Annotated in this window: 17 protein-coding genes; 9 read left to right on the top strand and 8 right to left on the bottom strand. The window is 37.5% G+C overall.

What is annotated here, in order from left to right:
• Window positions 1–86: 86 nt before the first annotated feature.
• Entirely contained in the window at window positions 87–1,310 is a 1,224-nt protein-coding gene (locus ACS604_RS02285) for an alkane 1-monooxygenase (protein WP_474769787.1), read from the top strand.
• A gap of 108 nt (window positions 1,311–1,418) precedes the next feature.
• Here ACS604_RS02285 and ACS604_RS02280 read toward each other — a convergent pair whose 3' ends face one another.
• The 4 genes from ACS604_RS02280 to ACS604_RS02265 form a co-directional block, all read right to left on the bottom strand.
• Window positions 1,419–2,624, bottom strand: coding sequence for an acyl-CoA dehydrogenase family protein (locus ACS604_RS02280; protein WP_174728581.1), 1,206 nt, complete (start codon window positions 2,622–2,624; stop codon window positions 1,419–1,421).
• A 23-nt stretch (window positions 2,625–2,647) separates the two neighbouring features.
• A complete protein-coding gene (locus ACS604_RS02275) occupies window positions 2,648–3,931 on the bottom strand; it encodes an acyl-CoA dehydrogenase family protein (RefSeq protein ID WP_474770362.1) in 1,284 nt (427 codons plus the stop codon).
• Between the two features lie 229 nt (window positions 3,932–4,160).
• On the bottom strand, window positions 4,161–5,534 hold the full coding sequence (locus tag ACS604_RS02270; RefSeq protein ID WP_004792624.1) for an ABC1 kinase family protein: 1,374 nt from the start codon (window positions 5,532–5,534) through the stop codon (window positions 4,161–4,163).
• A gap of 233 nt (window positions 5,535–5,767) precedes the next feature.
• A complete protein-coding gene (locus ACS604_RS02265; protein ID WP_440202552.1) occupies window positions 5,768–6,070 on the bottom strand; it encodes a hypothetical protein in 303 nt (100 codons plus the stop codon).
• A gap of 190 nt (window positions 6,071–6,260) precedes the next feature.
• Between ACS604_RS02265 and ybaK the strand changes: the two genes are divergently transcribed.
• The 8 genes from ybaK (at window position 6,261) to ACS604_RS02225 (ending at window position 14,944) form a co-directional block, all read left to right on the top strand.
• Entirely contained in the window at window positions 6,261–6,728 is a 468-nt protein-coding gene (ybaK, locus tag ACS604_RS02260) for a Cys-tRNA(Pro) deacylase (RefSeq protein WP_004792620.1), read from the top strand.
• A 641-nt stretch (window positions 6,729–7,369) separates the two neighbouring features.
• Entirely contained in the window at window positions 7,370–9,517 is a 2,148-nt protein-coding gene (gene mtlD, locus ACS604_RS02255) for a bifunctional mannitol-1-phosphate dehydrogenase/phosphatase (RefSeq protein ID WP_474769785.1), read from the top strand.
• A gap of 105 nt (window positions 9,518–9,622) precedes the next feature.
• Window positions 9,623–10,249, top strand: coding sequence for a 2'-5' RNA ligase family protein (locus ACS604_RS02250; RefSeq protein ID WP_440202593.1), 627 nt, complete (start codon window positions 9,623–9,625; stop codon window positions 10,247–10,249).
• A complete protein-coding gene (cobU, locus tag ACS604_RS02245) occupies window positions 10,237–10,755 on the top strand; it encodes a bifunctional adenosylcobinamide kinase/adenosylcobinamide-phosphate guanylyltransferase (protein ID WP_474769783.1) in 519 nt (172 codons plus the stop codon). The genes ACS604_RS02250 and cobU overlap by 13 nt, the downstream gene beginning before the upstream one ends.
• Window position 10,756: 1 nt before the next feature.
• Window positions 10,757–11,812 carry a nicotinate-nucleotide--dimethylbenzimidazole phosphoribosyltransferase gene (cobT, locus tag ACS604_RS02240; RefSeq protein ID WP_474769781.1) on the top strand — a complete coding sequence of 352 codons (1,056 nt, stop codon included), beginning with the start codon at window positions 10,757–10,759 and terminating at the stop codon, window positions 11,810–11,812.
• On the top strand, window positions 11,805–12,404 hold the full coding sequence (locus tag ACS604_RS02235; RefSeq protein ID WP_474769780.1) for a histidine phosphatase family protein: 600 nt from the start codon (window positions 11,805–11,807) through the stop codon (window positions 12,402–12,404). The genes cobT and ACS604_RS02235 overlap by 8 nt, the downstream gene beginning before the upstream one ends.
• Before the next feature lie 124 nt (window positions 12,405–12,528).
• On the top strand, window positions 12,529–14,097 hold the full coding sequence (locus ACS604_RS02230; RefSeq protein ID WP_474769778.1) for a histidine-type phosphatase: 1,569 nt from the start codon (window positions 12,529–12,531) through the stop codon (window positions 14,095–14,097).
• 106 nt (window positions 14,098–14,203) lie between these two features.
• Window positions 14,204–14,944 (top strand): adenosylcobinamide-GDP ribazoletransferase, encoded by a 741-nt coding sequence (locus ACS604_RS02225; protein WP_296509733.1) that lies wholly within the window; start codon window positions 14,204–14,206, stop codon window positions 14,942–14,944.
• 48 nt (window positions 14,945–14,992) lie between these two features.
• Here ACS604_RS02225 and ACS604_RS02220 read toward each other — a convergent pair whose 3' ends face one another.
• From ACS604_RS02220 to ACS604_RS02205, 4 genes are all read right to left on the bottom strand, one after another.
• Window positions 14,993–17,113 carry a TonB-dependent receptor gene (locus ACS604_RS02220; protein WP_296509731.1) on the bottom strand — a complete coding sequence of 707 codons (2,121 nt, stop codon included), beginning with the start codon at window positions 17,111–17,113 and terminating at the stop codon, window positions 14,993–14,995.
• Window positions 17,114–17,180: 67 nt separating this feature from the next.
• Window positions 17,181–17,672, bottom strand: a complete 492-nt coding sequence (locus ACS604_RS02215) for a hypothetical protein (protein ID WP_296509728.1) — start codon at window positions 17,670–17,672, stop codon at window positions 17,181–17,183.
• A 135-nt stretch (window positions 17,673–17,807) separates the two neighbouring features.
• Entirely contained in the window at window positions 17,808–18,917 is a 1,110-nt protein-coding gene (locus ACS604_RS02210; protein WP_004792605.1) for a 3-deoxy-7-phosphoheptulonate synthase, read from the bottom strand.
• 96 nt (window positions 18,918–19,013) lie between these two features.
• Window positions 19,014–19,901, bottom strand: coding sequence for a sulfite exporter TauE/SafE family protein (locus ACS604_RS02205; RefSeq protein ID WP_474769775.1), 888 nt, complete (start codon window positions 19,899–19,901; stop codon window positions 19,014–19,016).
• Window positions 19,902–19,961 lie beyond the last annotated feature (60 nt).

Below are 19,961 nucleotides of genomic sequence, written 5' to 3'. Positions count from 1 at the left end.
TAACATAGGTTTTTTGGACGGTTACTACTGTTAACTAAACACTATTTCTTTAACTATATAGACATATAGAAAAAGGAAATATAGCTATGAATGCACCAGTAAATGTTCAGCAAGAACTTATGCCAGTGCCTGCGTCTATGCGTGAAATAGATCGCAAACGCTTTTTATGGATGATTAGTCCTGCTTTACCTGCTATCGGTTTGGGTATTTTAGCTGGTTATCAGTTTGGTCCACGTCCTTTGAAGAAAATCTTCGCATTAGGTGGTCCACTTTTATTACATGTCGTGATTCCTGCAATTGATACTATTATTGGGAAAGATGCTCGAAATCCGACAGATGAAGAAATTAAGCTTTTAGAAAAAGACCCATATTACTCACGTCTTGTGAAGAGCTTTATTCCTCTACAGTATGCTGCAAATGTTTATGCATGTTATTTAACAAGTCGTAAAACGACATCTTTTATTGATAAGATTTTACTTGGTATTTCAATGGGTGCAATCAATGGTATTGCGATTAATACAGCCCATGAGTTAAGTCATAAGCATGATCGTATAGACCATATTTTGTCTCATCTTGCTTTAGTTCCAACTGGCTATAATCATTTCCGTATTGAGCATCCTTACGGTCATCATAAGCGTGCAGCAACACCAGAAGATCCAGCTTCATCTCGTATGGGTGAAACATTCTATGAGTTCTGGCCACGTACTGTTGTTGGTTCTTTTAAGTCTGCAATAGAAATTGAAAAAAATCGTTTAAAACGTAAAGGTAAAGAATTCTGGTCTTCAGATAATGAGCTATTACAAGGCTGGGGAATGACTGCTGCTTTTCATGGTTCTATGGTTGGAATATTTGGCAAAAGCACAATTCCATATTTAGCAACACAAGCATTTTATGGCATTAGTCTTTTTGAAATTATTAACTATATTGAGCATTATGGTTTATTACGTCAGAAAAAAGAAAATGGTCAATATGAACGTACAATGCCAGAGCATAGCTGGAACAACAATAACGTAGTAACAAACTTGTTCTTGTACCAGTTGCAGCGTCATTCAGACCATCATGCGTATCCGACTCGTCCATTCCAAGCATTACGTCATTTTGACGAGGCACCTGAGCTACCAAGCGGTTATGCAAGTATGTTATTACCGGCATTAATCCCTTCATTGTGGTTTAAAATAATGGATAAGCGAGTTTTTGATCATTATAAAGGTGATTTAAATAAAGCAAATATTTCGTCAAAAAGACGTGCAAAAATCTTTAAGAAATTTGGTGTAGTTGATAAAGCGTTAGACAGCACAACTGCCGAATAAATAAAAATGTAAATTCCTGAAATACGAAGCCCTCTAGTTTAATCGCTAGAGGGCTTTTAAGTTTTTACATAAACAGCTAATAAAAGAAGGGAAAATTTCCCTTAATTATTATTTTAGTTCGCTAGAAGATTTACCCAGTTCTCTGCGGGCAATGATCAATTGCTGGATTTGCTGAGTACCTTCAAAAATATCAAGAATTTTCGAATCACGTGCCCATTTTTCCAGTAACTCATCTTCGTTATAGCCAACACTTGCTGCCAATTCGACACATTTTAAAGTGATCTCATTACCCACACGACCTGCTTTGGCTTTTGCAATAGAAGCTTCCTTAGAGTTTGGTTTTTTGTTATCTGCCATCCACGTGGCTTTTAACATAAGTAGGCGAGCAGCTTCCCACTCAGCTTCCATACGGTAGATTTGTGCTGCAAGGTTAGAAGTATGTAGGTAGGGGGTAGAGTAATCAGGATCGAGTTGATCTTTAAAAATCTCTTTAATACGTTCTAGTGAAGCTTTAGCACAACCAATTGCCATTGCTGCAACTAAGGGGCGAGTATTGTCAAAAGTTTCCATTACTCCAGCAAAACCTTTAGCGACATCTACTTCCGCATTACCTAAAAGGTTTTCGGCTGGTACGCGGCAATCAATAAAACTAATTACTGCCGTATCTGAAGCTTTAATTCCTAATTTATGTTCGAGACGTTCAACCTTCATTCCCGGTGTACCTTTAGGTACCACAAATGATTTAATTGCTGCACGTCCAAGTTTGCGATCAAGCGTGGCCCAAACGACGACAGAATCTGCACGTTCGCCAGAGGTCACAAAAATCTTTTCACCATTTAAAATATAATCATTGCCATCTTTGGTTGCTGTGGTGCGGATAGCAGCAGAGTCAGAGCCGCATCCTGGCTCAGTAATGGCCATTGCTGCCCATGTTCCATTGAACCGCTCTAATTGCTCATCATTTGCCACAGCAGCTATTGCTGAGTTCCCAAGCCCTTGACGTGGCATACTCAGCAATAAGCCTGTATCGCCATAACACATCTCAATAATTCCAAGAGCGGTCGACATGTTGGTTCCGTTACGAATACCTTCATTGTCTGTATCACCACGCTTTCCAGCCCCTGCAGCTCCTGCATTAATACCTTCGCCACCTTCATTCATACCATCAATCAGAGAAGCGAGCATATCGAGCTCTTTGGGATACGCATGCTCAGCTTTATCATATTTACGAGAAATAGGACGTAAAACATTGATCGCAACATCATGTGCTTGATCAATCATCATCTTGAATTTTTTAGGATTTTGTAAATTCATTAAAGTATCCTCTGATTGATCATTTAAGCGTGTAAGCCAGATTGTAAAATTGCAGTAGCGCGTAGATCACGGTACCAGCGTTCAACTGGATGTTCTTTTGTGAAACCATGTCCACCAAGAATTTGCACACCATCTGTACCGATTTTCATGCATTTTTCAGCACAAAGTAGTTGGGCCAGATAAGCTTCACGGTGAAATGGTTTGCCTGACTCTGCAAGACTTGCCGCATTTAAAATCAACATACGCATCGCATCAATTTCAATAGCCATATCTGCAATCATGAAAGCGACACTTTGACGATGAGAAATTGGTTCACCAAATGCAGTTCGTTCATTGGCGTATTTAATACAATAAGCTTTTACAGCTTCACATGTACCTACAGCCATTGCACACCACATTAAGTTACCCAAATCTAAGAAAGCTGTGTAATCAAAATCTGTTGCACCTAAGCGTAGAGCTGGTGTGTGATTAAAGCGAAGAGTTGCTGTTTCTGTGGCTTTAAGACCCATGGCCGGAGTATTTTTAATTGAAATTGTGTCACCGCATTGCAAGACAAATACGTCTGGCTTGCCGTTAAATTCCGCACTTACTAAAAATACATCAGCTAAATCACCTAAAATCACTAATGTTTTTTCGCCATCAATAAAAAATTGATCATTTTCAAGTGATGCTTTTGTTTTTAAAGCATAAGGATTAAATGCTGGAGTTGCTTCTTGAACTGCAAAGGTTGCTGTAATGTCTGAGTCTTCTGCAAAACATGGTAGGTACATTGACTGAACTTCAGCAGAACCCCAACGTGTGATTGCATTAATAACGCTAAAGGTACTGAGTAATCCTGCTGTAAGGCTAAAATCACCTTCAGCTAGTTTTTCAGCTATTAATAGATTACTTACAATATTTTGTTCGGTCGCTACACCACCTAATGCTTCTGGAAGTGCATAGTAATTGAGCCCTAAATCTTCAACATATTGCCAAAGACTTTCAGGAAACTGAGCTGCCTGATCAGCATCATGAGCCAACCCCAATAAGACTTCTTGAGCAAATTGAGACATTGCCTCAGAAGTCATTTGTTGTTCTTCGGTTAGACTTAAATCAAATAGATTTTTTTGTTGGCGAGGTAATCGCTGTTGGGAGATCTGTTTTGGTTTAAATGCTTTTTGAGTCTGGCTTAATGCTTTAAAACCAGCTTTTGAACCTTGATAAAGAGATTTTTCAACAAATTTACGCAACTTGAGTTGATCAAGTACATCGCTTCCAGCCAATCTGGTGATCAGCGATAAACCCAAACCCTGAGCTTTATTGATCATACTTGTCATGATTATGGTGTCCTAACACATTGTTATTGTTTTATGCTGACACGCCTCATATTAAAAAACTATGTCGTTACTGACATTCGAAAAATGAGTAGATAAATGGCAAATAGAAAATAATAAAATTATAAGTTTTTGATTTTATTTATTTAAAATTATTTGATTGTTGGGTGGTTTGAGAGGTATTGACTAGAATGACATGGAATCATTCTAGTCCTTTATTAAATTAAGCAAAGTTACGAATCATACGTCGCACATTTGTTTTTGCATCAATAACTGTCATAAACGTATAGGCCCCAATAAACTTACGGCTAATAAACATAAATTCTTTTGGAGGAATCGAGAAATAACGTGATGCCATTGATTTACTTGCTTGCTGCATAACACGGCTATGTAACTGACTTTTCTTCCAGTCATAACGTTCATGTTCATCCATAAGGCCAGCAGGCATATCTGGATTATTTGCAGGGGTACTAAATGCTTCTGTCGCGATTAAAAAGACATCGGCCATGCCTGGTTTAATACTTTCAGGCATTGCATCAAAAAATTCATATCCAGTCATGGCTTCCACCATCGCATTTTTATCATGCTGATAACCTGCCTGAATGAGTTGACGTGCAACTGCTAACAAATGTTCATCAAACTGACGGATAGCACCAAAATCTAATAATACAATTTTGTCCTGAACGTCTTGGCCATTACCCAAACGAACAAGGTAATTACCAAAGTTAGGGTCAGTCTGCATTTCACCCCATTCAAAAATTTCACGAACTGCAATTTCAAGTGAAGCTTCGCCGAGCTGATTACGACGCTCTTGAGGCAAAGACAACATCACAGGGCTATTGATTGGAACACCACGTTCAAAAGTCATGCAAAGTACTTGATTGGTACAGTATTCATCTACAATTGTCGGAACAATATAACGCTCGTCATCTTTTAAACGTTCACCGAAGCGACGGGTGGTGGCAGCTTCAACATCGTAGTCAACTTCGCGATGCATCATTTCACGTACTTCATCAAACCACTGATCAAATTCACGGGTTTGAGGCACCATACGTGTCAGTTTAAGCATGTTTTTAAACAAGCTCATATCTGAGTCAATTGCATTTGCAACGCCAGGATATTGGATTTTTAAGACTAACTCTAAGCCGTCTGATTTGCGGGTTGCACGATGTACTTGTGCGAGTGAGGCAGTACCAATTGGTTCATGATCAATCGTTAAATCATTTAACTTCGCGCCCAATTGCTCCTGTAGATGTGGCTTAATTGCAGGCCAATCTAAGGCAACAGTTTGGTTATTTAGGGTATTTAAAGCTTGAGTAATCTCTTCTGGTAAAAAGTGTTCACCATAAAGAGCCATCATTTGACCAATTTTAACAATAGAACCCTTAAGTTTACCTATTTCAGAAACCAGATAGTTAGCTTGTTCGCTCATCGCTTTTTTGCGTTTCTTTTCTTTTTCTTCTTCATTAGAAAATAAAGAAGAGGCACTTGCAGTTGCCCAACGCGTTCCTGCAAGTAAAGAAGCTTTCGCGATTGATAAGCGTCGATCCATGGAAGAAGTTTTTAAACTCTTAAGCTTATCTTTCTGATTTGACATGAAAATAGAATCCTATGCGCATCATGCAGCCAAACGCTGGTGATCTAAAATTGTAACGAATATTACATGTTTTGAGCGTATTAAAATAGTTCTCTCAGACTGAATGATAGGCCGATATGGTCATCTTTCTTCCATTAATCCTTAAATAGCCTAAGCAATTTAAAAATTTAAGAAATTAAAACAATTCAGATAAGTAAAACTAAGATAAAACAGATCTTTGATAACAAAATGGATTACATTTTAAATTGAATCTTTAATTCAGATTTCTGCATCAAATGCAGGCGATTGGTCTGAATATGTTGCAATAACATTTGTTTGACTGAATCATGCATAAAACCAAGTGCATGAGCTTTTACTATAATGATGCTAGGAAGGGTATAAAAGAAGTACTTAACATCATCAAAGGTTGCATTATTAAAAATACCTTGTTCAATTAACGTCTGCTGCAAAAATTGCTTTTCATTTAATACAGAATCTGATGATTCATCCCAAAAACGGTGACGCATTGCCATCAGATTGTTGTGTTTATAACTCATAAAATTGTCAGCTCAGACTTCAAATCTAAATAAAATATATGGAGTCGAGCAACGAATATCAAGTCGAGATTATTTTTTCTTCAGTTGCTGTTTGAATTTTTATGTAACTCTTGTAAATAGCCTAAGTAAATTTTAAATTTTTTCTAAAAAAACTATAATCGAAATAATTTTATCTATAACACCATATACCATGACTCCTGCATGTAGATTGTTAAAAAGTAATAAAATCGAATTTTCTATTCATGAATATGAACATGATTCAAATGCCAAAAGTTTTGGATTAGAAGCAGCCGAAAAATTAGATTTAGATGTAAACGAAGTATTTAAAACTCTAATGGTAAGTGACGATAAAAATTATTTCGTTGCTGTCTTACCAGTTAATCATCAATTAAATTTAAAAAAAGTAGCTACGGCGTTTGGATGTAAAAAATTACAGATGGCTAATCCTAAAGATGCCGAACGTTTAACAGGATATTTAGTAGGTGGGATTAGTCCTTTAGGCCAAAAGAAACGATTAAAAACTGTCATTGATGCATCAGCTCAAAACTTTAACAAAATTTATGTAAGTGGTGGAAAAAGGGGGCTGGATATTGGTTTAAATCCAAAAGATTTAGCTCAGCTTTTAAATGCCCAATTTGTTGATGTACTTGATCAATAATAATGGTTTAGAAGTGTAGTTTAATAATTAATCGTTTTCTAACTACTTTTAGAAAATACTTTATTGAGGGCTATTACTTGTTGCAGATCTTTTTTCAAAAAGGAGAGAAGCACAAATAACGAAGAAAAAGCTTGAACTATCAAATGAAAATGATTATCATTATTGATAGTAGCGATGTAGCCATTTCTAATAAGGAGCAAAGACAGTGGTCGTAATATCAATCTTATATTCTATTCGTTCATGCTAATTTTCTTATGAATTTTAGAGTTATACCAGAAGCACCAACAATAAGAATAGAGAAAGGTGAGTTGATTTCTGGTATGTGACACCTGCGAGACATTATAAAAATATGCGGGTTCAAGTAGCGGTAAACGGAACTAAGAAAAATAAATACTATCAGCGCAACAAAAAGAATAAACCAAGAGCGGCAAGCGAGGATGGCTTGCCGTTCTTGCATCTACAGTTAGCTTCATACTTATTTATATTGTTCAACCTTTTTAGAGTATTAACGCTAATCAGTAACAGATCTCTTATATTTTTGATTAAAAAATGACCACTAATGTTTCATTTATTAATATCCCGCCTTTTTAACCAATTTTTGTATACCCTGAATAAAACATGATCAAAAAAGAGGAAAAAGCGTGCTTATTTTTCATGGAAAACCTGTTCATGGAGCAATTTTTGATATGGATGGGACAATGTTTGATACTGAGAGGTTGCGGTTTCAAACATTGCAACAAGCATCTCAAGAACTCATTGGACAGGAATTTTCACACGAATATTTAATGCAATGTTTAGGTTTAAGTGCAACTACTGCTGAGCAATTGGCTCAACGTTTATATGGCGTAAATGTTCCCTATAAAGAAATTCGAAAAAAAGCTGATGAGATGGAACTCGAATATATTCGAAAACACGGCGTACCGATTAAAAAAGGTTTAGTTCAAGTTTTAGAACGTTTACGAAAATCTGGCTTAAGAATGGCTGTTGCGACTTCAAGTCGTAGGGCAATTGCTGAAGAATATTTAATTAATGCCAATGTTTATAAATTTTTTGATGTGATTACCTGTGGTGATGAAGTAGAGCAAGGAAAGCCGCATCCAGAAATCTTTTTAAAAGCTGCTAGTCAACTTCACTTAGACGCTAATCAGTGTCTTATGTTTGAAGATTCTGAAAATGGTTTAACCTCGGCTCACACTTCAAAAGGTTTAACAATTTTATTAAAAGATATTAAAGAGCCAAATGATGAAATGCTGGAAAAAGCGCATTTTTATTATGATCAAATGTATGACTTCTTAACAGATCTCGACCAATTTATTCCTGTTATGGATATGCCTGAGATACAGGAACCTTTTCCACAAAGCTTGAATCAACTGACAATTGGGATACACGGTTTTGGTGCTATCGGTGGGGGATATATAGCGCAAATCTTGTCACATTGGGATGGATACACAAAACCAAAGAGAATTATTGCTTCTACACGAAATAGTCTTTTTCGAGAAGCTGTGAATGCATTTGGAAATTATAGTATTCGCTATGGGCAATTTTCTTATGATGAACGTATTGAGAATATGACCATTGTTGATTCTGAAAATGAACAACAAATGTTAGAGATGTATACTCATTCCAGTTTGATTGCACTTTGCTTACCTGAACAAGCGATCGAGGCTGAGTCAAGAATAATTGCAAAAGGATTATATGCGCGTTTTAACTCGCCACTTGAAACATGTATTGAACCCTTAACCTTTCTAATTATTCTAAATAAAGTCGGTGCGAAATATTTGGTTATGAAGCATCTTCGAGAAGCTCTACTAGAGTTAACCAACGATGAAGATGTAACTGAGCATATTTTAAAAGAACATTACTTTTGCGACACTGTTGTAAACCGCATGGTTTCAAAGCTATCTAATCAGAGTTTATATCGTCAACTTCGTATTAAGCACCACTTTCTTGAACAGCATTTATCTGATGTTGAGCATGAAGAACAAGTCGAAATTGAAGATTGCAATAAACTGACCCAAGACCAGCAAAATCAGGCGTCTTTATATGTTGATAACATGCGCCGTAATTTCCAGCCTGGTCATATATTACAAAGCATGGATCTAATTCTGTTTCATAGTGAAACGGATATGCCAATTTATGTAGAAAAGGGTAGTCCTTTACTCGAAAAGTTACGTCAAGTTGTCTTAGTTAATCAGATTACAGACATTCAATTAATCAAAAACCGTTTATGGAACGGCGTGCATGCCATGCTTGCTTGGTACGCATCTTTACTAGGATATGAATCTATTGGTGTTGCCATGGGTGATCATTCAGTTAAAGCATTTGCAGAAAACTTAATTAGAGAAGTAAAGCAAGGGCTTGCAATTGTATTACCTAACTATGCAAAAGATTTGGATCGCATGGCACAGAGCTTTCTAGACTCATGTGAATATGCTTTTAAAGATCCGTGTCAGCGTGTGGCAAGAGATCCACTTCGCAAATTAACTCATAATGAAAGAGTAATTGCATCAATTGAAGTGAATATAGGTCATGATTTGCCTTATAAAAACCTATTAAAAGGCGCTGCGCTAGGGTATGCCTATGCAATTCAATATTTAGAAATTGAAGAGGCTGATGCGATTAAACATTTACAACAGCAAATTCAGAAATTGGATATGAGTACTTCCCAAAAAAGACAACTTGAAGTTGAGTTAACGCAATTAGTTCAATATTTATTTTCTGAACAAGGCAAACAGCCTTTAAACATGAATATTACCAACTCCAAAAGTACGCGTACTCAGTATGCTTAAGTTCGTTTAAATAATTAATATTCTACAATTGAAAGGCAAACATGCTTTAATACGAAAATTGAATGATTTTGAATTAAAGCTGTGCTGCTAAAACCTTCGACGTTCATGGTGCCAACATCTATACGGGACTATCCCGAATGGCATCTTGGGCGTCAAAATTATGCTTTATGGTATTTAGAAATTAATGATCAAAAACTAGTTGATTATTTAGATGCCTTGCGCGTGCATTTTTCAGAATTCTTATTAGAACCCAATAGCCGTCAATATCATATTACGCTGTTTATATGCGGATTTTTAAAACACGAAACCAGAATCTATCCTGATGACTTTATTTTTAGTGAATTTGAGCAGCAAAGGGAAATTTTAAGAAAAGAAGATTTTGCCCCGTTTCATTTAAAAATTGGTTTAGTCGATAGTTTTAGTAGTGCTTTATTTGTAGAAATCCAAGATACAGAGAATATCTTATCCCTAATACGCCAAAAGTTAGGTTTAATTTCTCATGAAATTGCCGCTTTAGAATATTGTCCGCATATTACATTGGGATTGTATAAAAAAGACTATAGTAGTGATTTGATTTTACATAAAATTTCCCAATTACCTGTACAATACAAACACGTTGAATTTGACCTTAAAGTCGAGCATTTAACGTTTGGTTGTTATCAAGCTCAAACTTTACAAGGTAAGTTATATCCGTCTCAGCATTTGTTCTTAGGTGATTCATGTTGCAACTGATTTTGGGTGGAGCCCGTTCTGGCAAAAGCCGACTCGCTGAACAAACAGCAATAAAAACGCAATTAGCGGTGACTTATGTTGCTACGGCGCAAGCACTTGACCCAGAAATGCAAAGTCGAATTGAACACCATCAAAATCAACGTCCTGCTCACTGGTCTTTGGTTGAAGAACCATTATATTTAGCAAAAGCTCTGCAAAAAATTGACAGACCTAATCAAATTATTCTGGTGGATTGTTTAACGCTTTGGCTAACCAATTTGTTACTGTTAGATGATCAAAGTATTCAACAACGTGAGTGTGAGCAGCTGTTAAAAGTCTTACCTACGCTTGAGTCAGAAATTATTTTAGTAAGTAATGAAACGGGTTTAGGTGTTGTGCCATTCGGTGAGATCAGTCGACGGTTTGTCGATGAAGCAGGCAGACTACATCAAGCTCTAGGGCAAATTGCAGATAAGGTTGTGTTTTGTGTGGCTGGTTTTCCAATGATTTTAAAAGGTGAGAAATAAAATGAACTGGTGGTTAGAGTCTGTACAGCAACCTAATGTGGACGCAAAACAACAAGCTGAGCAACATCAACTCCAACTCACAAAACCTACTGGTGCCTTAGGTGATTTAGAACTGATAGCAGTTAAACTTGCCAGTTTGCAGTCAAATGCACATCCACAAGTTAACCATCCATGGATCACCATTTTTGCGGGCGATCATGGTGTGGTTGAAGAAAATATCTCTGCATATCCTCAAGCCGTAACTCGTCAAATGTTGCAAAACTTCACGACTGGTGGGGCCGCAATTAGTGTAATTGCCAAATATCATCAAGCTCATTTGCAAGTGATTGATTGCGGTACCGTAGGTGAAGCATACCAATACGCAGGCGTTGAACGTCATTGTATTCGTGCTGGGACAGCAAATTTTGCCAAACAAGCCGCAATGAATGCTGATGAATGCCGTGCTGCTCTAGAGTTAGGTAAAAATAGTGTAGACACAGCTAAAGCCGATGGCGCAGATATTTATATTGCGGGTGAAATGGGAATTGGAAATACTTGTTCTGCTTCTGCCTTAGCATGTCTTTTATTAAATGATACTGCCGAACAATTAACTGGGGTAGGGACTGGAATTGGTGCCGATCAGTTAAGACATAAAATTGAAGTAATTGAACAAGCAATTGAGCTTCATCATAAACATGTTACTGGTGATGCATTTAAAACATTGTGTGCAGTTGGTGGATTGGAAATTGCGGCAATTGTAGGTGCCTATATTCGATGTGCACAGATTGGTTTACCTATCATTGTAGATGGTTTTATTAGTTCAGTAGCTGCTTTATGCGCGGTACGAATGAACCCTAAAGTACGTGACTGGATGTTATTTGGCCATCAATCGGCAGAATATGGCCACCGCCGTATTTTGCAAGAACTCAATGCTGAGCCGATTTTAAAAATGAATTTACGGTTAGGTGAAGGTAGTGGTGCCGGTACTGCCTTGTCATTAGTTAAAATGGCATGTGTATTACACAACCAAATGGCTACCTTTGCCCAAGCTGCTGTAAGCGGGGATAAAATTGGGTAAATTCAGAATTGATTTGCTCAGACATGGCGAGAGTCAATATAGCCATACTTTACGTGGACATTTGGATGATGAGTTAACGGCAAAAGGTTGGCAGCAGATGCAGTCAACCATTGAGCAAGTTGCAAATCAGTCATGGGATGTCACTATAAGTTCATCATTAAAACGTTGTGCTTATTTTGCTGAGGAACTTGCAAAGACAACTCAGCTACCTTTGCTTTTAAACCATGACTTAAAAGAAATGTATTTTGGTGAGTGGGAAGGCGTCTCAACTCAGCAAATTTATGAAACTTCACCAGAATTACTGGCAAATTTTTGGCAAAAACCGAGTCAATATTGTCCACCACGCGCAGAAACATTAATGCAGTTTCAAACAAGGGTTCTTAAAGGTTTTCAGGAACTACTTGTACAGATGCAAAACCAAAACTGGCAACATGCATTGGTTGTTACCCACGGTGGTGTGATTAAGCTATTAGCTTGTTTAGCCCAGCAACAACCTTTAGATGATTTGCTAAAAATGCCGGCAGAGCTTGGGAAATTATATTCATTCGAATTTTCTGAAACAGATGATCAATTAAACTTTATGTTGATATAGCCTTTTTATATTTCTATACATTTGTAAGTTATTATTTTTATAAAGATATTTGATTGTTTGTAATAGAACTGTCATTGCTAAAAATTAAGCTATTGGCATTTCTTATTAATCACTCATCTGACTTATGAATATTTTATTTAAAACGACTGTGCTTGCAGCATCATTATTACTCGTGGCTTGTAACAATAATGATGATCAAGACATTCAAACAACTGCTCCAACAAACTCATCAAAATATTATCAAACAAAAACACCTTACCAACCACAACAAGAAATAAAAAACTATGAACAAGCACCCAATGGGTTCCAGCCAGTTTTTACAGAGTTAGTGGCACGTCACGGTTCAAGAGGTCTCTCAAGTCTGAAATATGATTTGGCACTTTATAATTTATGGAAACAGGCAAAAGCAGAAAATGCCTTAACACCATTAGGTGAACAATTAGGCGCTGATTTAGAAGCAATGATGAAAGCAAATATCTTATTAGGCTATGGCGTAGAAGGAATCCGCCAGTACGGTTATGGAAATGAAACCATGACTGGTATTTTAGAACACCGTGGCATTGCAGATCGTTTATTACAACGCTTACCAACTCTTTTAAATTCGCAAGCATCTATCTTGGTACAAAGTTCTGGGGTAGATCGTGCAGTAGATAGTGCTAAATTCTTCACGGCTGAACTCATTCAACAACAACCGCAACTTAAAGATAAAATTGTGCCAACGTCTTATACCAGTTTATCGAGTACAAGCGTTCCAAGTGTTGAAGATGGTGGCGTTGATCGTTTTAAACTCTATTTTCATAGTTTGAATGCAGATGAGGACTTGACTCAACCACTGAGTGCTAATCAACAAAAAATTTATGATGCTAGTCAGGCTTATCAGGATTTTGAAGAAAATAATAAAGATTTAGCCGAAAAGTTAGATGAGTTATCAAAGAATACTCAAGCTGAAAAAACTGCCCAAACTGTACTTAATCCGATTTTTAAAACAGACTTTATTAAAAAACTGGGTACAACAGGTTATAGCTTTAGCAATACCGGATCCTTTACGGTAACTTCACCAAAAGGTGAGCAAATTACAGAAAAAGGTAAGGGTAAAAATACAATTGCCAGTGCAGTTGATGCAGCAGCTTATATTTATGAGCTCTATTCAATTTCTGGGGGTATGAAAGATGAGTTAAAAGGTATCGATTTTGATAAATATATGCCGTTAAATGCTGCGGAATTCTACGCTGAATTTAATGATGCAAACGATTTTTACGAAAAAGGTCCGAGTTTTACAGAGTCAAATCAAGTCACAAGTGAAATTGCTCAAGGGCTAAAACAGGACCTGTTCCAACAAGTTGACGCCGTGGTAAATAAAGCTCAGCCTTACAAAGCCGTTTTACGGTTTGCCCATGCTGAAATTATTATTCCTTTGGCAACTAGCCTAGATTTACATAATATGATGCAGCCTTTACCACTACGTCAGACTTATAATTACTCAACAAGCGCATGGCACGGTGAAGTGGTTTCACCTATGGCAGCAAATGTACAGTGGGATATTTATCAAAATAGCCAAGGCAATACTTTGGTAAAAATGCTTTATAACGAAAAAGAAACTTTGTTCAAATCTGCATGTAACTATGCACGTTATACACCAACCAGTTTTTACTACGACTACATCAAATTGAAACAGTGCTATCAAATCCAATAGATTTTCAGTTTTTGAAGTCTTTGATGGGAATAGGGATTGCTATTCCTATTTTTATTTCTTCATAATCCAATTTGCTTTTAAATATAGATCAGTTAGAGACTTGGATATGACACCTTTTTGGATTGCATTGCAATTTTTAACTGTTCTACCTATTGAGCTAAAGTCAATGCCAACGGCGCAACAAAATGGTCGAGCTATTTTGTTTTATCCACTGGTTGGGCTAGTTATTGGTGGCATTCTTTTTCTTATCTCGTGTCTTTTAGTTAAATTACCCGTTCTTTTGCTTGCTGTCATCATCATGACTTTATGGGTTTGGCTGACAGGGGGATTACATTTAGACGGGCTAGCTGATACGGCAGATGCATGGGTCGGCGGTTTTGGGGACAAACTACGTACTTTACAAATCATGAAGGATCCAAGTTGTGGTCCAATTGGAGTGCTAAGTTTAGTTATTATTTGTTTGCTCAAGTTTGTACTGATTTATGTGTTGATTGAACAACATCAAACGTTATTTTTAGTCTTCGTTCCAGTACTAGGTCGTATTGTGCCGTCTATTTTGTTTTTAACTACGCCATATGTCCGTGAAAAAGGTTTAGGTCGTTCGTTGACTGATCATTTACCCAAAACAGCGTCATGGATAATGACTGCGATAGTTTTGTTATTGGCTTTATATTGGGAATGGCAAGGGCTCATCGCCATTATTGGCTTTTTAATCAGTCTGGTTTATTTAAGACATCTGTTTATTAAAAGAATTGGCGGTATTACAGGTGATACCGTCGGTGCAGCAATTGAGCTTAGCGAAACCGTGCTACTTTTTGCTTTTGTGGTGAGCTATTTTTATTTATAGCTAGATATAAGTTTGTGGCCAAATTGATGACCACAAACTTAAAGTTGATTAATCACCAAAGTGATAGCGTAGACCTAATAAATAGATACGTGGTGTAGCTGGCGTATAGCTCACTTCATTATTACTAAAAGAAGTACTTTCAGCATAATGAGTATCTGCCACATTTAAAATCTGACCATATACCTCATAAGCTTTTTTACGATAGTTCGCACGAAGATTGAGTACTGTGTGTCCGTCATATTTTTGTGTATTAGCATCATTAATCCAATATGAACCTACATAGACACCTTCTGCTGAAAGTAGTAGTTCGGGAATTGGTTTAATTTGATATTCCAGCGTACCAAAAGTTTTTGGGGCACTCGGCATATCATTACCACTATAGTCGATAGTGGATGATGGCTGAAATTGTTCATAACGATGGCGAGCCCAGCTACCCGAGAGTTTCAATTTTTGGTCAAGCTGATCGGAAATTTGCCAAGTTGCACCGACTTCAATACCTTCGTGACGAGTTTTACCCGCATTCCGTGGTTCACGGCTATTATCTGGTTTGGTATAACTAATCACTTCATCTTCACCGTTTAAACGGTAAAGTGTAATTTCTCCATCCAAACGATCATTCAGTGTTTTAAAGCGAATACCTGCATCAATATTGGTAAAAGTTGCTTCAGTCAAATTTGGTGTGACTAAATTTGCGCCGTAAAGGCTACTAACTTCTGGTGGGACAAAGCCTTGTGACCAGTTTGCATAGAAGTCAATTTGAGGTGTTACGTTCCAAATGGCACCTAGTTTCGGACTGGCCTTATGAAAGTTTCGTGTTTCATCAGGTGCGCCCGTAACATTAGATGGAGTTAAATTATTTTGATAATCATAACGAATCCAGTCATAACGAGCGCCGCTGACTAAGTTTAATGTAGGGAGAGCTTGCCAGTTAGCTTGGGCATAGATTGCTTCATTATCAACATCGACATCAAAATCACGTAACAGTTTTCGCTGTTTAAAATTAGTATAAATACGGGTAACAGGATCTCGAAAAACTTCAATGTCATTGGTTCGACCTTGGGTCGGAGAATGTTCTGCCATGCCGCCGACCACTAACTTAACTTGGCCTAGCGTTGCTGAATGCTGTAAGTTAAGCCCATAGGATTGAAAACTATTGTATGTTGTTTGCCCGCTGTAGGTTCCTGTTGCAACTCCGTCTTTCTTGTCTGTTTTTATGTTATAGCTTGGATTTTGCTCAGTCGTATTATCTCGATAATATAAAGTAATTTGACTTTGTTGCTGATCATTCCAATCATGGCTCAGCTGGGAAGACAGTCGAGTTGCATCTACTTCACGATAGGTAAATGTCTGATAGCTATAGCCAGGGCGTTGACTATAATCTTCAGCATTTAAACTACCTGTCATATCGGCATATAAGTGGTTATAACTAAAAATGTTTTTCAGTTTTGTTGTGTCTGAAATCTGCCAATCATGACGTAAGGTAACGCTTTGTTTATCTGATTCGGCATGATCTTGCCAGCTATCACCACGATCACTGGCATAGACAGAAATTCTTAAGCCATGTGTTCCGTTGCTTGTATCAAAAGTATCAGATGCTCCCAGATCTACACGGCGATAACCTTCGCTACTCGCACTCAGGCCAATATCAGCTGTTGGTGCTGTACTTGGTGCCTTTGTTAAAAAATTAATAGTTCCGCCAATGGCATTGCTCCCATAAACACTACTTGCAGGTCCACGTAAAATTTCAATATTTTCCACGCCAGCCATATTCATTTCATATAAGGCATTATGGTTAAACACGCCTACAGGACGAATTGAAAGACCATCTTCTAAATATTGATATACCGCTGCGGTTGTCATGGGTTGGCGTATGGACATCATGTGTTGCTCATTACCAAGGTCATTCATTAAAACCCCTGGTGTCTGGTTCACAAGTTGCCCAATAAACGTGGCATGTTTATTTTCAATTTGGTCATTATTAATTTGGCTAATCGCTGCTGGTGTTTTATTGAGTGTTTCACCTTCACGGCTTGCTGTGACTACAATCGTTGTTAAGATTTTTGTGTCACTATTTGCTGGTGTTAAATCTTCAGCAAAAATAATAGGGCTGGCTGAGGCAGAAAAGCACGCCGCACTTAAAACAGATAAACGGAATTTGAGGGATAACATATTTTGACCCTATAAAAAGCAATAAGTTTTGAGTCCTTGAAAATCAAGGATGGTAAAAGTTGCGTTTTTACAGAGCAGCAGGTGGGGCGTGTTTAATTGGTAAAATATAGAAGGTAGGGGGAAGTTCTAGCTGTATTGTCCACGTATGGCACAGGCATCGTACACGGGTAAACCAACGTAAAATTAAAACAAAAATCAAAGCAATTAAAGGAATTAAAATTGCTGCATCTAGACCATGCGTACAAAGCGGACAATGCTTCATGATTTGAGTAGCTAGAGCAAAGACTTCTTGAGCATGCGAACTATGAAATTTATCTTGAACAGATTCCATATGGTGATGGGCATGTGAAGAGTGATGCTGTTGAGTATTGAAATTTTGCTGGTTCGATGAATGCTCTAGCGTGACTGGCTGACAGTGACTAGGCATGGTGTATAACTCAGGTACGATGCCAATTTGCACTAAAGTAGGCAGAAAAATGTGCCATAGTAAACACAGCAAAGTGATAGCACTTAAAAGCGTGCGCCACTTCAGCAAATGTTGACGGGAACTCAGCACCATATTCTAGGCGGTCGTAGTGGAAAAGCTCGCCGAAGTATAATCAAAAAAGAAAAGTCATCATAGCTAAATTCCGACAAAGAAAAATAAAAAAGCCCTCAAAAATGAGGGCTTACTTGATCTTCTTAAAAAGATGAATTAACGATTTGGTAAAACGTCTTTTAAAGCTTCATGCATTTCAAGTAATGTTTTTTCAGTTGTTTCCCAGTCAATACAGCCATCAGTCACTGATTTACCATATTCGAGATCACAAAGATTCTCAGGAATATCTTGGCGGCCGCCTTTTAAGTGACTTTCAACCATAAGACCAACAATTGACTTATTACCATCTAAAATTTGTTCAGTAATATTTTTAAGAACAAGTGGCTGTAAGTACGGGTCTTTATTTGAGTTCGCGTGACTCGCATCAATCATGATTTTATTGCTAACTTTTGCTTTCGCTAAAGCATTTTCTGCTTCTTCAACAGAGCCAGCATCATAGTTAGGCTTACCATTACCACCACGTAATACAACGTGTGCATAAGGGTTACCATTTGTATTAATAATTGAAACCTGACCATCTTCATTAAGGCCTAAGAAACTATGGCCATATTTAACAGACTGCATGGCATTGGTGGCAACAGTTAAACCGCCGTCTGTACCATTTTTAAAACCAACTGGTGATGATAGACCAGAAGACATTTCACGGTGAGTTTGGCTCTCGGTTGTACGTGCACCAATTGCAGACCATGAAATTAAGTCTTGGTAGTATTGTGGAGAGTTAGGATCAAGTGCTTCAGTTGCACATGGCAAACCTTTTTCATTTAACTCAAGCAAGAGTTTACGACCAATACGTAAACCTTTTTCAATGTTAAACGAGTCATTCATGTCAGGGTCATTAATTAGACCTTTCCAACCAATTGTCGTACGTGGTTTTTCAAAATAAACACGCATAACTAGATATAGAGTATCTTTAACTTTTTCGCTTAGCACTTTTAAGCGATCGGCATATTCGTGAGCAGCTTTCGGGTCGTGAATAGAGCAAGGACCAATAACGACAAACAAACGTTTATCAGAACCATCTAAAATATTACGAATGGTTTCGCGGCCTTTTAGAACAGTTTGTGAAGCAACATCAGATAAAGGAAGTTCTGACTTAAGCTCATTTGGTGTTACAAGAGTTTGAATGCTTTTAATATTAACGTCGTCGATATCTGGCTTTGAAACGGAATTTAAATGTGTAGTCATTGCTGTCACTGGTTCGATCATACTAAAGGTTGTTTTGTATACTGAATATACCATGAAATAATTATGAAAATCCTACATCTCATGGTATTTCAGTTTGGAAAAATCTTATTGATTTTGCTATCTTTCAGTTGAGTTGCTTGTTTTTTCGGCAACCACAGCTTGTTGTTGTACCACAGGTGCTTTCGGTTTTGCTTTGACTGGGTGAACCATAAAGTTAACACCGAGGGCAAATAGGGTAATCCCTAAAATTTTTCGGATTAAACGTTCAGGCATACGAGAACTAATTAGCGTACCAACAATAATTGCAGGAATTGAACCCACCAATAACCACATAAGAAGCGTAAAGTCGACGTTACCAGCACTCATATGTCCAAGACCAGCCACTAAAGTGAGCAATACGGCATGTACAACATCTGACCCAATAATTCGAATCATTGGTAAGTTCGGGAACATGATCACAAGTGCCATAATCCCAAATGCACCAGCACCGACTGATGAAAGCGTTACGAATACACCTAAGATAATACCCATAACTACGATAAAGCTACGTTTTTTATGGATAGTTAAATTTTCAGTCTCAGTTTGAGTGACTTCTTTATTTCTAAAACGACTAAAGAACTTCTCAATACGGGAGCGGAAAATGATAGATACACCAGTCAAAGTCAGCATAAAGCCCAACACCATGGTTAATACAGATTTATAGTGTGTTGACTGACTTAAATAATGCTCAAGTACCCACGTGGTAGCGAAAGACGCAGGAATACTACCTACTGCTAACCATAAAACAATTGGCCAGACAATATTGAGCTTTCTAGCGTGAACCATTGATCCACAGAACTTTGAAATTGCGGCATAAAGTAAATCGGTACCAATTGCGATATGAGGTTCAATTCTAAAAAGGCCAATTAAAATTGGTGTCATTAATGATCCACCACCAACTCCTGTAATCCCTACACAGAAACCAACTAACATACCTGCTAAGATAAATTCAAAAGCACCAGACATCTTTATCGCCACATATCACGAAACGTCCATATCTTATTCCTTTTAGAGATAAACAGTTGT

This window comes from Acinetobacter sp. Li1LvA2, assembly GCF_056156705.1.
This window is presented reverse-complemented; position numbering and strand designations above follow the sequence as displayed.

Bases quoted from the DNA above. Each gene is read 5' to 3' on its own strand.
- ACS604_RS02285 (WP_474769787.1), top strand. From the start codon at position 87: ATGAATGCACCAGTAAATGTTCAGCAAGAACTTATGCCAGTGCCTGCG.
- ACS604_RS02280 (WP_174728581.1), bottom strand. From the start codon at position 2,624: ATGAATTTACAAAATCCTAAAAAATTCAAGATGATGATTGATCAAGCA.
- ACS604_RS02275 (WP_474770362.1), bottom strand. From the start codon at position 3,931: ATGATCAATAAAGCTCAGGGTTTGGGTTTATCGCTGATCACCAGATTG.
- ACS604_RS02270 (WP_004792624.1), bottom strand. From the start codon at position 5,534: ATGTCAAATCAGAAAGATAAGCTTAAGAGTTTAAAAACTTCTTCCATG.
- ACS604_RS02265 (WP_440202552.1), bottom strand. From the start codon at position 6,070: ATGAGTTATAAACACAACAATCTGATGGCAATGCGTCACCGTTTTTGG.
- ybaK (WP_004792620.1), top strand. From the start codon at position 6,261: ATGACTCCTGCATGTAGATTGTTAAAAAGTAATAAAATCGAATTTTCT.
- ACS604_RS02250 (WP_440202593.1), top strand. From the start codon at position 9,623: ATGGTGCCAACATCTATACGGGACTATCCCGAATGGCATCTTGGGCGT.
- cobU (WP_474769783.1), top strand. From the start codon at position 10,237: ATGTTGCAACTGATTTTGGGTGGAGCCCGTTCTGGCAAAAGCCGACTC.
- cobT (WP_474769781.1), top strand. From the start codon at position 10,757: ATGAACTGGTGGTTAGAGTCTGTACAGCAACCTAATGTGGACGCAAAA.
- ACS604_RS02230 (WP_474769778.1), top strand. From the start codon at position 12,529: ATGAATATTTTATTTAAAACGACTGTGCTTGCAGCATCATTATTACTC.
- ACS604_RS02225 (WP_296509733.1), top strand. From the start codon at position 14,204: ATGACACCTTTTTGGATTGCATTGCAATTTTTAACTGTTCTACCTATT.
- ACS604_RS02220 (WP_296509731.1), bottom strand. From the start codon at position 17,113: ATGTTATCCCTCAAATTCCGTTTATCTGTTTTAAGTGCGGCGTGCTTT.
- ACS604_RS02215 (WP_296509728.1), bottom strand. From the start codon at position 17,672: ATGGTGCTGAGTTCCCGTCAACATTTGCTGAAGTGGCGCACGCTTTTA.
- ACS604_RS02210 (WP_004792605.1), bottom strand. From the start codon at position 18,917: ATGATCGAACCAGTGACAGCAATGACTACACATTTAAATTCCGTTTCA.
- ACS604_RS02205 (WP_474769775.1), bottom strand. From the start codon at position 19,901: ATGTCTGGTGCTTTTGAATTTATCTTAGCAGGTATGTTAGTTGGTTTC.